The following is a 13925-nucleotide window of genomic DNA, read 5'->3' as shown; positions in this document are numbered from 1 at the left end:
TCGCTTTTCCGACCAGCCCTGCTACACTTAGGGTCATGGACCTCAAAACACCGCTTACCCAACTGCGTGGAGTAGGACCAAAAATCGCTCAAGCGCTTCAACGTCTCGGTATCCAAAACGTACGCCAACTGCTGCAGCATTACCCTTTTCGCTATGAGGATTTTTCGCAAGTCATCCCTATTTCTCGCTTGCAGGCTGGGATAGCAGCGAGTGTGCGTGTGCATGTTGAGCTGCTTGGAGCCCGTCGTAGCTTCCGTCGCCGGATGAGTATTACTGAAGCGGCTGTGAAAGATGAGAGTGGTTATCTGAAGCTTGTCTGGTTTAATCAAGCCTATATCGCCAAGAGTTTAGAGAATAACGAGGAAATAATTGTCAGCGGCACACCAAGCCTGGCAAAGGATGGCAGCCTGCAAATGACCAATCCAAGTTTCGAGCCAGTGAAGGATGAACAAACGCATACCGGACGCATTGTGCCTATCTATCCAGTTACTGATGGTTTGACGCCAAAGTACCTCCGCTACTTGGTGCAACAGGCACTACCCTGCGTGGAAGAGATTAAAGATCCTCTACCAACAAAAATCCGTCAAAGCGAAAAGCTACCAAAGCTCGAGACTGCCGTACGGGATATTCACTTCCCAAAAACCTATGCTGCACTAAGGGCCGCGCGAGCTCGACTTGCCTTTGATGAGTTGCTGCGTTTCCAGTTACATAATCAAATGCACCGCGCACAACTGCATCATGCTGCAGCACCCAAGATTGAGTTTCATGAAAAAGCAACAAAAGACTTTGTAGCGACGCTCCCCTTCACCTTAACCAATGGACAGCGTAATGCAGCCTGGGAAATTATTCAGAGCATGAACGAGGCCCACCCAATGAATCGCTTACTGCAGGGTGATGTCGGATCAGGAAAAACCCTAGTAGCCATCTTGGCTGCTCTTAACACTATGTGGAGCAAACATCAAGTTGCCATCATGGCACCAACTGAAGTACTGGCTGAGCAGCATTTCCAAAGTATACAAAAAACCCTGCAGGACACGTCAATAACTATCGCTCTTTTAACTGGATCCCAAGCAAAGGCAAATAGAAATGATGCTATTAAAAAATCGCAGCTCAAAAAAGAAATTGGCCAGGGAAGCATCCAGTTGGTGATTGGCACTCACGCCCTGTTAGTTGAAGATGTTCAATTCCAAAGTCTCGGACTTATCATCATTGACGAGCAGCATCGCTTCGGGGTGGCTCAGCGTAAACTCCTTAAAGAAAAAACTGGCACAGCATTAAGTACAGAGCCACACTTTCTCTCCATGACCGCAACGCCGATCCCCCGCACCCTAGCGCTTACTCTCTATAGCGATTTGGATATCAGCACGATCACCGAAATGCCAAAAAATCGTAAGCCTATAAGAACGCATCTCATTCCCGAGGCAAAGCGAAAGGAAATGTACGGCTTTATTGCACAACAAATTGCGCAAGGTCGACAAGCTTTTGTCATTACCGCGCTCATAGATGAATCCGACTTGCTGGGCGTCAAAGCTGCCACGCATATGGCGGAAGAATTACAAAAGCATGTCTTCCCTAAACTCCGTGTAGCACTCCTGCACGGCAAACTTGGGAGCAAGGAAAAAGAAAAGATTATGCGTGACTTTGCTGATCATCACTATGACATCCTAGTAGCAACTGCAGTCATCGAGGTAGGCATAGATGTGCCAAATGCAAGCGTGATGGTGATTGAAAATGCTGAACGTTTTGGTCTAGCGCAACTGCATCAATTTCGTGGACGAGTCGGCCGAGGTGACGCCCAATCGTATTGCTTCCTCTTAAGTCAATCAGAAACAAGTGGTCGTCTGAAAAAATTCGCGGCAACCAGGAGCGGTTTTGCCGTAGCTGAAGAAGACCTGAAGCGCCGCGGGCCCGGTGAATTACGCGGAGGCCGACAATCCGGTTTACCTGATTTTCGCATGGCGTCACTCCAAGATATTGAGCTTATTGCTCATACTCGCGATATTGCGAAAGAGCTATTGCAACAAGACGTCAACCTGGAGAAGTGGCCAGGGTTACTTGAAACAATTCGGCATGATGCAGTGCACTGGGAGTAACGCATTTACTTTTTCCCCTTCCCTTATTACACTACCCCTATGAGCCTCGAGCGCGATATTCAATTCCTGTATGAAGTAGGCACTTTTCGCTTTATTCCACGTACTTGGCGACAGTTTCTGAACGCTGATTTTGCCAATGACAGCGAACATACTATCCGGGTTATCTGGATTGCCCTTACTCTTGCCAGACACGAAAACCAGGGCGATGCGGGCAAGATTGCTAAAATGGCCCTCGTGCATGATTTACCGGAAACTCGAACGGGTGATGTGCACTATGTATCACGCCTCTATACTAGCCGAAATGAAGAAAAAGCAGCCCAGGACATTTTCCATGACACTTCGCTAGGAAGTGAATATGTAGAGCTATTTCGTGAGTATCAGGCAAAGGAATCTATCGAAGCAAAGATTGTGAAGGATGCTGATATCCTTGACCAAGAATTTGAAATAAGCGAACAATCAAGCAAGGGTAATAAGATAAACGAAACTTTTGGACCAAAACGCCAATCGATGTTGCGCGAAAAGCTCTCCACTGCATCAGCTAAGAAAATCTGGGACGCAATCCAAAAAGCGAACCCACATGACTGGCATGATAAGGGCGTGAATCGTTTCAGTGAGGGCGACTGGAAAAAAGAAGCCTAAGCTTTTGGTAAAAGAGCAGTAATGGCGTCCTTTACTGTGGCAACCGGGATAATTTCAATCCCACTTTTTTTCATCTTGGTCTTTGCACTCACCAGCACTCTCTTAAAATCCATACGCTCAAGCTCTCTTACACGCTGCTCGATTTGTCCCACACTTCGCACCTCACCGCCTAAGCCTATCTCTCCCAGCATGGCCGTGTGTGAATCAAACGAAACATTTCGAAAAGCAGAAGCTACTGCGAGTGCGATAGCGAGATCGGCGGCTGGCTCACGCACGCTAATACCTCCAACCACATTCACAAATACATCTTGAGTCCCCAATTGCAGACCTGCTCGTCTCGTTAAAACTGCTAGAATAAGCTGCAAACGTTGTCCATCAACTCCAGTTGCTGAGCGTCGCGGCATGCCAAAGACAGAGGGATTTACTAGAGCCTGAATCTCTGCTAACCAAGCTCGAGTGCCCTCCATCGTTGCTGTGACAACTGATCCACTACCCTGCTGTCGTTCTTCTAAGAAGCGCTCGGATGGATTAGCAACTTCGCGTAATCCTTTTTCCTCGAGCGTGAATACTCCAACTTCATTGGTTGTGCCAAAGCGATTTTTACTGCTACGCAATAAGCGAAACTGATGCTTATTATCGCCTTCTAAGGAAAGTACAGTATCTACTAAGTGCTCCAGTGTTTTTGGACCAGCGGTTACCCCCTCTTTTGTCACGTGACCAATGAGTAAAGTGGCCACGGTATGATTTTTTGCATAGTGCATCGCCAGGTTCGTAACCGTGCGCACTTGTCCAACAGTGCCAGCCTCGGAGGGAATACTGGACGAAGCGAGTGTCTGCACTGAATCAAAAATAATGAGGCGAGGCTTCAGTTTATCAGCTGCTGCCAAGCATGGCTCAATTACGGTGCTACTGATGAAGTCAATATTTTCCGCTGATAAACCAAGCCGATCAAGACGTAATTTTACTTGCTCCCCGGATTCCTCACCCGAGACATAGAGCACTTTGCCGCCCTTCGCAATATGGGAAGCAAGTTGCAACACTAAAGTTGATTTTCCAATACCCGGCGCGCCAGCCAGTAATAACATTGCTCCGGGAACTATCCCGCCACCTAATACGCGATCACATTCTGCTATGCCCGTACTAAATCGCTCAACATTTGAGCCGCGTAATTCATGCAAGGGTGTAGCTGCAGCCGGCTTTGTTGCGCTAACCATTTGATCGCTAGCGCTGGCATTGGCTGGCTCTAGAGTACCCCAAGCCTGACACTCGGCACATCGGCCCTGCCAGCTACTATACTGCGCATCACATTTTGAGCAAACAAATAGGGTGCTGTTACGCATGCAAAAATTCTTAGTTCAGACCCCCCCAACCTTGCACAATAGTATACATCTTTTCTACCGATTTTACATAATTTCTAGTTTCCGCAAAGCCACCATTATCTGTGCATTCCCACCACGTCTGACCTTTTAAGCCTGGTCCAGCCGGCGCACAAGTCTGTGAGGAGCAATTAGCCCCCACTCCTCCATTATATGCCGCAATCACATAATGCCAGCTGCCGTTATAGCAATTTGTCTGTTGTGGATTACACTCCACAGTTTTACCACTTTTTAGACTAGCTGAGCTCGGACAGGTATTTCGAATGAGTCGAGCAATGAGATTTACACCAGCTCGAATATTCTCCTCTGCTCGTGCTTCACCGACCAGGCATACGCCATTCGCATTTGCCGGCATTACCTGCATCAATCCGCATGCGCCAACGGGTGAAATCGCGTTTGCATTTCCGCGCGACTCAATCATCATGATTGCTTTCACATAATATGGATTGACGTTATTCTCATTACTTATCGTTCGAATCAGGTCGTCCCACTTGGTGACATTACTCACTCCACTTAAATCCTGTATTGATTCTGGTAAACCTGCGGCGGTATCACCCCGCGCACTTGATTCTCCTTTTTCTCCTATCAACTGACTTGGAACTGAAAAGATAGAGAGGTCTTGAAGCGTCACAAGTGCTGGATTAATCGCCTGTAAAATAATATACGAGGTCAGCGTTAACACTAAACCAACCAGGGCTCCGTTCATGGTGGATTTAGCATTCTCTATTTGCGAAGTATTACCGGCCGCGGTTAACCATTGGATGCCAGCGTACATTGTCATCACTACTGCTAAGATACCAACAATCCAAACAAAATAAATATAGAAAGAGCGAATGTAGCGACTCAGTAGTGTGCCGTCTACTTCTTGTGGTCCTTCAAAAACTCCTGGGATAGGTGCGTTAGGCGTAAAATAAATCGGATCACTTGTAGTGCTTGACTCAATATCTGTGTTTACACCTGCACATTGGAGTGGGTCAAGATCTGTTGGTAAATAAGGTAAGGCACATTCATCCAACACCTTACAGTCCTGTATCGGTGCTCCTCCCACTACTTCAATTTCTACACAACAACATTCTGAAGCCTGGGCTGTCGGCGTCTGCAAAGAGAAAAAAGCTCCCCCAACAATTCCCACGAGTAAGATAAAGAAAAGATCCCTTCGCTTCATTCAGACAGTAATGAAGAAACAAGTGAATCAACCGTAGAAAAACTTGGCGCTTCTTTGAAAATGTATTGACCAACGTAGATGGTTGGCGTGCCACTTACCCCAAGGGTCACGCCTTCCTGCTGACTCTGCGTAATGAAAGTGTCTGCATCACCTGAACCTCGGCAACGAGTAAAGGCTTGTGCATCTAGGCCAAGGTCTTGGGCAATATCAGTATAAAGCGCTGTGCCTAACTCGCTCTGACGTGCAAAAAGTTGATCGTGGTATTCCCAAAAAGCAAATTGCTGCTGAGCACAACGCGCTGCTTCTGCGGCTGCTTTTGCCTCTGGGTGTAGATCGGTTAAGGGAAAGTCTTTCCATACCAATCTTACCTTGTCGCCATATTTATCTAGTATCTGCTGAGCAACCGTATGCCAAGTCTGACAAAATTCACATTGGAAGTCGCTATACTCAACAATAGTCACCTGCGCATCTTGTCCGCCGCGAACCGGATCAGTTAAATGTACAGTTGGGAAACGCGTGGAAAGATTCGGCGTAGTTGGGATGCTAATAGTCCACCAGGTAAACCCAATCAGGACTATGGCAGCAAGCGCTACTAATAAAGGTAAGAGCCAATTATGCTTCTTATTCTCCATCATCGCAACTTAATTGTACGAATCTTACCATCCTGATCAGTGAAATAGATTTGATCCTCAGCGCCTGACAAATATACATTACCCACCGAGTACCTTGTTTCACCTGTTGTATTAGTAGGCGTCGCGATCAGCTGCTGTACACCCGTGCTGAGATTAATCTCATAAAATTGATATGGCACGCTATTTGCTAGCTCTGGATAGAGACCACTACCACTTTCTAGACCCTGCGGAACCGCACAATATACCTTAGTAGCACTCGAGGTAAAGGCACACTTATCTGGCCAGGTTTGCAGATTTAGTCGTGTATTACTTTCACCAATTGCATCGCCCCTCGCCTGCACAATATACAACTCTGGATTCATTGAGGATGATGAACTGTAAACGCTATAAAGAAGCCTATTTCCACTTTGGTCCCACTTTCCTTCAAAACCCCTCCCCTCAACTTCGAAGGATTTAAAATTCTCGCCTTGGATACCTAGAGGAACAATTTCTTGACGTTCACTATCAATTGACTGCTGATAGGTGGCGACAATTTGCGAGTTTGGAGACCAGTTTACCTGCACTTGATTTTCCTTATCCCGCAAAGGCTCAACAACCTGCACGTTTCCCCCATTTACATCTACGACGGCCAGCCAATTATCATCCTTTGTCGGACCAATAAACTTTGCGGCAATTTGCGCGGAATCAGGTGAAAAGGAAAATTCTTGCAGCTCGGTTGGTAGTGATATCTGCTGCTGCTTGGAAAAATCATACACAATATTTGCACCGTCTTTGAAAGTAAGCACGGCACGTTGTCGGTTTGGTGACCAGGCTACATCCGAGACTCCTTTAAAAGTAGTGTCGTTCAATACTTTTCGCTCCACGCCATTTCTATCAAGCTGATAGAATTTCCCACTCAGCTCCTCGTAATAAATCAGATCAACACCATTTCCGGCTAAGGCAATATTTGCCGAAGGGGTGTCAACTAAAGATTGCGCAATGGTTTTCCCGCCATCGGCAGTGGCGCTTGGCACCTCTATCTGTGTATTAGTGATCGGTAAAACACTCACGCTATTTGTATTTGTAGTTGATCGATTCACTCCATCATTGGTGTTTGGTAAACGACCATTTGAGGTAGTGTTGGTATTACCATTTACGGCGGTATCGGTGCGGAAAAAAGCCCAGAAAAGCAAGAAGCCAAGAATGAAGAGTACGACCAAGAAGCCAAAAATAGCTAGTACTCGATTTCGTGAAAGTGAGGGTAATTCCATATGAATAGTGATTAACCAATACAGCCTTCGCTGTTATTGTAAATGCCTTGAATATCAAAAGTAAAATCTTGGTGAACAACTGACCCAGGCGCATAGGGTAATTCAAACCATAGTTGTTTTACTGATCCATCGGGATTTACTGCGTCACAATCTCGATTACTCCAAAAACTTTCACGGAATGTCGCAGAAAACTTAAACTGGATAAGGGGGACTGAATCATCGCTCGTAAATTCCAGCACCGCGCCTTCGGTTAATTGATCTGCATTAAACTCTTTGACAAGCTTCCATGGTAATTCATTATCATCCTCAAGCGCATTTGGGTTAGTACGATATAACTTCAACGACTTTAGTTCTTTATCTGGCACTAAGTTAGTAATGGTAGCCCCCACTGAAATAAATGAGTCGTAGTAACCGCAGGTGTATCCACGATCCTTACAAAACACGTACGGAACACCGTCCCCTGTGCAAGGCAGACAATCAGTTCCCCCATCAGCAGCTCGACAGGCGCTACTTAAACAAAAGTGCTCAGCACCATTTGCATCCGAGTACTTGAGTTGTTCGCCGCACACCAGACCTGAATTTTCAGCTTGTGTCTGCTGGGCTGGTGGACAAAATGTCCCAGAAATAACACTTGTTTCAACCGGCTCAACAAAAGGCACTCGTAATGTCACTAAATCAGGATTAATTGCCTGTAAAATAACATATGAAGTAAGCGTCAATACAAGTCCGATAAGCGCACCATTCATCGTAGATTTAGCATTCTCAATCCGTGAAGTATTGCCAGCAGCAGTTAACCATTGAATGCCAGCGTACATAGTCATCACGACTGCTAAAATACCAACAATCCAGACAAAGTACACATAGAAGCCTCTCACAAACGTAGAAAGCTCCTGACCTGACTCTGCTTGTAAAACGTGGATAGTTTTTACTTGGTCACCTGTTTCCGAAAGGCACTGTACTGTGTTAGTAATCCCTGGAAGCGCTACATTGAGCTGCATGTGATCAGCGATTTGATTTAAAACCTCGCTTGATGAGCAGGTGGGTAAACTTGTCTGTGCCGAAGCTGGTGAGACTACAAAGCTCGCCCCAAACCCGAGAAAAACGGTGAGCATTCCTACAACGAATTTTTTATAGCGAAAGCTCATGAAAATACTGCAAAGATTCTGATTATTCAGGCTGGACTCGTGATGGCTGCCAACTTGCTCCATTTACCATCCACTCTCCATTTAGGAAAGTATAGTCAAGTACCAAGGTTTCATAATAGTGAGCATCTGGCTCATTGTCGCGTCGTTCTGTGCGATCCATCACAAATGAAATACTTGCTGAGCTATCCTCTTCCCAGGACTTATAGGAGCTAGTTAATACACGACTTGATACCGACTGAACGGTTTTTGCCGCATCAAGAGCTTCATTATCTGTTTGTAGCACGGTTGCGAAGGAAGGAGTAATCCAGGCGCTGAGACTACTAATATACTCATCAAAGTCGGCTCGAGACCAGCTGGCATATCGCTCGGCAAAACTTCGCCCTTGACCGATTAAGGTGCTCTGAGGGGAAACATCTACACTCGAATTCACGTTATTGTTTACTGTGGTATTTGTATTTGCAAGCGGCAAGCTAGTATTTGTTGTGGTGTTGGTGTTTTCGTTGGTATTAAAAGCGTCTCCCCCACCAATCCAGATGAGAATGAGGGCAGCAATGGTAATCAAGAGTACAAGCGCGATGATGATGATAAAAATTCTACGCATAAATTTGAGGTTAATGCTAACCTAAGCCCTCCGTATCACTTAGCGAACGCTTTGCTTCGAGTGGCTCATTTTTTGCTGTGCCGAATTGATCTTGCGGCAAATCAGTTTGACCGGCCGCATAAGCTTCATCGAATTCTTCCTTAGCTTGTTCGATCTCTAGGAGCTGGCGTGGATCAGAGGTAATAATTTGGTCCTCGGTATAACTCGCTACAACTTTAATAGCCGCGTGTTTTGCTCCAGCGAAGAAAATACCCTCACCTACATTACACTCAAGTAAGAGATACTTTTCACCTTGAGTGAGCAAGAAAGTCTTCTGCACGATATCAATACCGGCTGGCGATTGCTTCATAAGTAACTGTAAAGCGGAGTTGTTTACAATCGCTTGGCCATAGGGTGATCGCAAGAAGTCATTCACATCCTGCGTAATAGTCGTTACTCCAAGATAATATTTACGACATCGCTTCACTAAAGCATAAATAAACTTAGCTGAGTCCTCATGTTGCATGAGCCACCACGCCTCATCAATCACGAGGATGCGACGCTTCAGTTGAGAACGTACAATATTCCAAATATAAGAGACAATTGTGGAAATTCCGATTGGTCGTAATTCATCCTCGAGATCACGTACCGAGAACACTACGAGCTGATTATTTAATTCAATATTTGTAGCGCTGTTAAAGAGGCCGGCAAAAGTACCTTCAGTGTATTTTTTCAAACGCTGCACGAGATCTTCTGTTCCCACCATATCGCCTAAGACCTCTTCAAAATCCTTCATAAGTGGCGGGTCTATATTCTGCAAATCTGAATCTGGGGTAATATCCTTCTTCGCGTACGTCTCTAATAATGCCCGGTCAATCAAAGAATCTTCTTCGTGATTTAACTCGCCCAACATCAGACGAATGAGAGACTTTAAGGTAATAACGGCGGAACGAATAATATCAGCCGGTTTTTCATCTTCGCGAGACGGGCGCGGTAGGTCAAAGGGGTTAATCTTTGAATCCGAATTCAGGGATATATTAATGTAGGTCCCTCCAACGGCATCAGATAAGTGACGATATTCCATTTCTGGATCTACCACGATGACATCGGCGCCCAACATTAAGCTACGCAAAATCTCTAGCTTGATGGCGTAGCTCTTACCAGCTCCAGCCGTGGCGAAGACAACAAAGTTTGCGTTCTGCAAGCTGAAACGATCAAAGAGAATCAAGCTGTTGTTGTGGCGATTAATGCCGTAGAGAATACCATTATCTGAGGTGAGATCAGAGGAAATGAAGGGGAAAGACGACGCAATCGGCGATGAACTCATGTTATAGGTCACCTGCAGTTGATCACTCCCTAGGGGAAGCGTCGAGTGGAAACCTTGCTCAGCCTGGAAGAAGGCACGCTTAGAGTAAATTAATCGACCTCCTAAAATTGATTCGATCTTTTCTGTCAGTAAATCAAGGTGGTCTTTACGCGAAGAGTAAATGGTTACGTAAAGCGCAAATTGAAAAAACTTTTCTGTACCTTGCGTTAAGTCATCTCGCAATTTTTCAATATCACGAAGCGCTGTCTCTCGTACTGGATCACGCGGGGCGCCCTTCTCAGCATCGGAAATAATTTGTGCTTCAAGTACACCCACCTTATTTCGCAACTGCTTCAAAATAACCGCTGACTCAATCGGATAGAAGAACATGCTGATATCTAGCGGGATATTGAAATTAATAATCGGCGCAAACCAGCCAACAGTAATATAGCGCGGGTATGAAACAACAAAGAGAGTACGGACATACTGACTTCCCAATCGCAGGAAGTCTGCCTCTACTTTCATGGCCGCCGGAGCAATTAAATCGCGAACAGTAACTACTCCAGCTCGATAGACCCGCTCAGCCTCAAGTAGTTCGCGCTCCTGCTCGGCCTCTAGTCGCTCATCTTGCTGACGTTGCCGCTCTGACTTTGGTAAAGGCGAGGGTGAAGGCGTCTGGCCAGCTGCTTTGGAAAAATCAATATCAGGCATTGCCGCCTCCTTCTACATTTACCTTTGAGAGATCAGCAAACTTTTGCTGGCCAACTGATTCTGGATTGTAGGTATTGTAATACAATTCAATTAAACTCTGCGTATCAAGCATAACCGCCTTTAAGCCAGCTGCGCTCAAGCCATCAATAACATAATCAACCCGCTTCATAAGTTCGCTGCGATAAGTGAGAAACTGCTGCTGTTTAAGGTGAATAACTGTCGATGGCGATACTGCCTCAAGTATGCGCGAGAAGAAACGTTTTGGTTTATCAGAGTGCGGCATAAATGGCACAACAACGTAGAAACGCTTCGCCATTAAGTCGGCAATATCTATCAGCTCGGCAATATACTCTCGATACTCTCTTGTCTGCATGCGGAGGAGCTCGTTACGTTGCGCTCGCTCACTCTGCTTTAATCGCTCGAGGTAGTCATCAATATTTAAACGGCGAGACTGGATAACGATTTGAATAGAGAAGTCTAAAGAGTTTAAGAACTGGGTATAGCTGGCGATCACCGCATTCTGTTCTTCTTCTGACTTCAGGGCAAAGTTAATTGAGGATACTAAAAGGACAGCTCGAATCGTGCCATCTTTTAGAACGACAATATCATCCTTCACTTCAAGAATATCGATATAACGCTGGGTTGGCGTTACTGATCGCTTCTTTTTGTTGTCCTGAATTTTTTTTGCTGCCATAACAATATATTAACTGCGAAACTCATCATCACTTAACGAGGGGGCCTCATCGCGCTTCACGCTCACACTTCCCTCGCGAATCTTCTGTGGAGCTTTAAAGGCTCCTCCAGTATCAACAACCAAAGAAAGCATTGCCAACTTTGAGGGTGTGAGCGACTTTTTGGTTGGCTCCACTACCGTCTGAACTGGATTTGCATTTGCCTGTTCACGCTTTAAATCCTTTAGGCTCACTTCTTTACTCCAGATACGTAAACGTGGATCACGCATGGTCACTAAGAAGTTGAGGAGAAAAAAATGAAAAGGTCGTCCGTTCACCTTCACAAAGGCAAAAACGATGTCCAACAAACCAGTAATAATTGCGCTAAAGAGAAAGACCCAAATGTTGTTATTTAACTGGTAAATTAATTCGTACTCTAAGAAAATCATGCCAGCGCCAACGAGTAGCAGAATAAACTGCCGCACTGATATTGGCCCGATGACTTTATCCTCTACGTCGATGAATTGAGGTACAACAAACTGCATTAGAAACGAAGCTTAGTATTTAAATCAACTACCGCATGAAACTCTGCCTCACTCAAGGAGGCTTTATTTTGCTGCGTCCGCTCACTAATCACTTTACTCACATCCGTCCCCTTTTCTAAACTCTCACGACTAATGGATAAGTAAAGTTGATGCACCGGACTCTGACGCCAGGCTTGTACACCCTCAATGCGTTTGCCAAATGATTCTTGTCCAAGCACGGCAATTTTCTCATACACTTTTCGTACACTATCCGCTGGAGTAGATCCCCAATTACGAAAATCCTCTAGACTTAGGTGCTGCAACTCCTCAACCGGACCAACCAGTCGACGCGAAGGAGATTTAATATCGTCTAAAGTTGGACGACCGCTCGCCTGCACTGTTTGACGCTTAGGAAGTACTTTGCGTGACTCAGATGATGTTGCTGCTGGTGTTTGCGTACGAGGCGGCGTAGGGATAGCCTGATGCGCCATCACCTTGGTAGGCTGATTTGCTAGATGTGGCAGCACTCGCGAAGGTGCTGGAGGTGTAGGCGTCGGAACGTGCGCTTTCTGTTGAGGATGCACCTCAGGCAAGCTTTCATCAAGCACTTCAGCGCCTGACTCCAAAGACTGCAGCACCGCATCGGCTAATTCCGGCGCCAATCCCATGCCACCGACCTTTGGCGAACGAGTAAAGATTTCTTTTGCCTCTTTGTCATCACGAATACCCTTCAAACGTGAGATTGCAATAGTGCTGAAACGTTTCGCTAGCTGCTCATCTGGGAACTCTAAATGATGATGGGAGATAATACTCTCCACCATTGCCTCATAATTATGCTGATCATTTAAACGCAGTCCGGAAAGTCGATTGGTATGCTCTCGAATCTCTTCTTCATCCTCCGGAACATCAAAGGAAACAGGGACTGACTTTTGCGCGGCTCGCGATTCAGTACTATTTTGTACATTTCCAATGCTCTTCCGGAAGCTCGGAGGAGTGGAAGGACGCTCGCGCAATTGCTGTTTTTGCTCTTCTGGACTCTGGAAGCGACCATGACTAAAGAGCTGTACCTTGCCCGAAGAATCTCTTACTGCTACACGAGTACGTTCTTCTGAAATGAGCGCATCATCCGCGGGATTTGCCTCTCCAACAAGCCGTTCAAGCGATTGAAGTATTTCTTGATAATTGTTACGTATTGGATCATTTGGAGATTGGGGAAGTTGTCGCTGTAAATACGATAACAAAACCCCTGCCCGCGATACATCACCTAGCGAGACAACATCATCGACTTCTGCACGTACTGCTTCCAGCGTTTTCGGCTGAGCAATCGTACTGGCATTAATCGTTGCGAGATCTATCATCTTTTCTTTTTTGCGGTTCGCCCCTTAGTTGATCCAAATTCCTCGTAAAAACAGGTTTTTGGTATGAGAATAACTAGGGATAATATACCACAATGCTATGAAAATTCCAAGTAATAGAAATAAAAAACATCGCCTATTTATCTCAAGCTGTCTTTAGCTTCAAAAACTAGCGGCTTGCGCTGATATATTGCTGAATTCGAGCTGCTTCCTCTTCTAATAAAGGTCCATCATACTCACCTGAATGAGCGTGACTACCCTCATAGCTTGTTTTCTTCATATCTACGTGAATATTGAGCACAAGAAGATCGGAGCTGTCCTGGTTTACGTACACATGAAATCGGGGGTATACCAATCGACCCAATCGTCGTTGATAGCTAGATTCCTGAGCTGCGGAACGCTGGGCTGGGAAGCCTGTCCGGCGATCTGGACTATACCCTAAACGCCGCATAAGGCTCCATGTATTCATGTTTCTCGG

The 13925-nt window shown here is 45.7% G+C and carries 13 protein-coding genes; 2 read left to right on the top strand and 11 right to left on the bottom strand.

Annotated features, from left to right (window positions below; translation table 11 throughout):
* Positions 1-35: 35 nt before the first annotated feature.
* Entirely contained in the window at positions 36-2093 is a 2058-nt protein-coding gene (gene recG / locus H6760_00760; protein ID USN53689.1) for an ATP-dependent DNA helicase RecG, read from the top strand.
* Positions 2094-2132: 39 nt separating this feature from the next.
* A complete protein-coding gene (locus H6760_00755; protein USN53688.1) occupies positions 2133-2732 on the top strand; it encodes an HD domain-containing protein in 600 nt (199 codons plus the stop codon).
* On the opposite strand, the gene radA is transcribed toward H6760_00755, so the two are convergent.
* The 11 genes from radA to H6760_00700 form a co-directional block, all read right to left on the bottom strand.
* The gene (radA, locus tag H6760_00750) at positions 2729-4072 is read right to left on the bottom strand and encodes a DNA repair protein RadA (GenBank protein USN53687.1); all 1344 of its coding nucleotides are present in this window, start codon (positions 4070-4072) and stop codon (positions 2729-2731) included. The two genes, H6760_00755 and radA, sit on opposite strands and share 4 nt — an antisense overlap.
* A 10-nt stretch (positions 4073-4082) precedes the next feature.
* Positions 4083-5273 (bottom strand): transglycosylase SLT domain-containing protein, encoded by a 1191-nt coding sequence (locus tag H6760_00745; protein USN53686.1) that lies wholly within the window; start codon positions 5271-5273, stop codon positions 4083-4085.
* Positions 5270-5908, bottom strand: a complete 639-nt coding sequence (locus tag H6760_00740) for a thioredoxin domain-containing protein (protein ID USN53685.1) — start codon at positions 5906-5908, stop codon at positions 5270-5272. Before H6760_00740 ends, H6760_00745 begins: the two co-directional genes overlap by 4 nt.
* A complete protein-coding gene (locus H6760_00735) occupies positions 5905-7155 on the bottom strand; it encodes a hypothetical protein (protein USN53684.1) in 1251 nt (416 codons plus the stop codon). Before H6760_00735 ends, H6760_00740 begins: the two co-directional genes overlap by 4 nt.
* Before the next feature lie 11 nt (positions 7156-7166).
* Positions 7167-8300, bottom strand: a complete 1134-nt coding sequence (locus tag H6760_00730; protein ID USN53683.1) for a hypothetical protein — start codon at positions 8298-8300, stop codon at positions 7167-7169.
* A gap of 22 nt (positions 8301-8322) precedes the next feature.
* Entirely contained in the window at positions 8323-8901 is a 579-nt protein-coding gene (locus H6760_00725) for a hypothetical protein (protein USN53682.1), read from the bottom strand.
* 16 nt (positions 8902-8917) lie between these two features.
* Positions 8918-10897: an ATP-binding protein gene (locus H6760_00720; protein USN53681.1), complete on the bottom strand. Its 1980-nt coding sequence runs from the start codon at positions 10895-10897 to the stop codon at positions 8918-8920.
* Positions 10890-11591, bottom strand: coding sequence for a hypothetical protein (locus tag H6760_00715; GenBank protein USN53680.1), 702 nt, complete (start codon positions 11589-11591; stop codon positions 10890-10892). The genes H6760_00720 and H6760_00715 overlap by 8 nt, the downstream gene beginning before the upstream one ends.
* 9 nt (positions 11592-11600) lie before the next feature.
* Positions 11601-12113, bottom strand: coding sequence for a PrgI family protein (locus H6760_00710; protein ID USN53679.1), 513 nt, complete (start codon positions 12111-12113; stop codon positions 11601-11603).
* On the bottom strand, positions 12113-13450 hold the full coding sequence (locus tag H6760_00705; protein ID USN53678.1) for a hypothetical protein: 1338 nt from the start codon (positions 13448-13450) through the stop codon (positions 12113-12115). The genes H6760_00710 and H6760_00705 overlap by 1 nt, the downstream gene beginning before the upstream one ends.
* Positions 13451-13616: 166 nt before the next feature.
* Positions 13617-13916, bottom strand: coding sequence for a hypothetical protein (locus H6760_00700; protein USN53677.1), 300 nt, complete (start codon positions 13914-13916; stop codon positions 13617-13619).
* Positions 13917-13925 lie beyond the last annotated feature (9 nt).

The organism is Candidatus Nomurabacteria bacterium (assembly GCA_023898465.1).
Lineage (GTDB): Bacteria > Patescibacteriota > Patescibacteriia > HK-STAS-PATE-3 > HK-STAS-PATE-3 > HK-STAS-PATE-3.
Note: the sequence above shows the minus strand (reverse complement) of the source record. Positions and strands in the feature narration are given on the sequence as shown.

Coding starts and splice junctions, on each gene's coding strand:
- H6760_00740 (USN53685.1), bottom strand. CDS start 5,908: ATGATGGAGAATAAGAAGCATAATTGGCTCTTACCTTTATTAGTAGCG.
- H6760_00705 (USN53678.1), bottom strand. CDS start 13,450: ATGATAGATCTCGCAACGATTAATGCCAGTACGATTGCTCAGCCGAAA.
- recG (USN53689.1), top strand. CDS start 36: ATGGACCTCAAAACACCGCTTACCCAACTGCGTGGAGTAGGACCAAAA.
- H6760_00725 (USN53682.1), bottom strand. CDS start 8,901: ATGCGTAGAATTTTTATCATCATCATCGCGCTTGTACTCTTGATTACC.
- H6760_00710 (USN53679.1), bottom strand. CDS start 12,113: ATGCAGTTTGTTGTACCTCAATTCATCGACGTAGAGGATAAAGTCATC.
- H6760_00735 (USN53684.1), bottom strand. CDS start 7,155: ATGGAATTACCCTCACTTTCACGAAATCGAGTACTAGCTATTTTTGGC.
- H6760_00700 (USN53677.1), bottom strand. CDS start 13,916: ATGAATACATGGAGCCTTATGCGGCGTTTAGGGTATAGTCCAGATCGC.
- radA (USN53687.1), bottom strand. CDS start 4,072: ATGCGTAACAGCACCCTATTTGTTTGCTCAAAATGTGATGCGCAGTAT.
- H6760_00720 (USN53681.1), bottom strand. CDS start 10,897: ATGCCTGATATTGATTTTTCCAAAGCAGCTGGCCAGACGCCTTCACCC.
- H6760_00730 (USN53683.1), bottom strand. CDS start 8,300: ATGAGCTTTCGCTATAAAAAATTCGTTGTAGGAATGCTCACCGTTTTT.
- H6760_00715 (USN53680.1), bottom strand. CDS start 11,591: ATGGCAGCAAAAAAAATTCAGGACAACAAAAAGAAGCGATCAGTAACG.
- H6760_00755 (USN53688.1), top strand. CDS start 2,133: ATGAGCCTCGAGCGCGATATTCAATTCCTGTATGAAGTAGGCACTTTT.
- H6760_00745 (USN53686.1), bottom strand. CDS start 5,273: ATGAAGCGAAGGGATCTTTTCTTTATCTTACTCGTGGGAATTGTTGGG.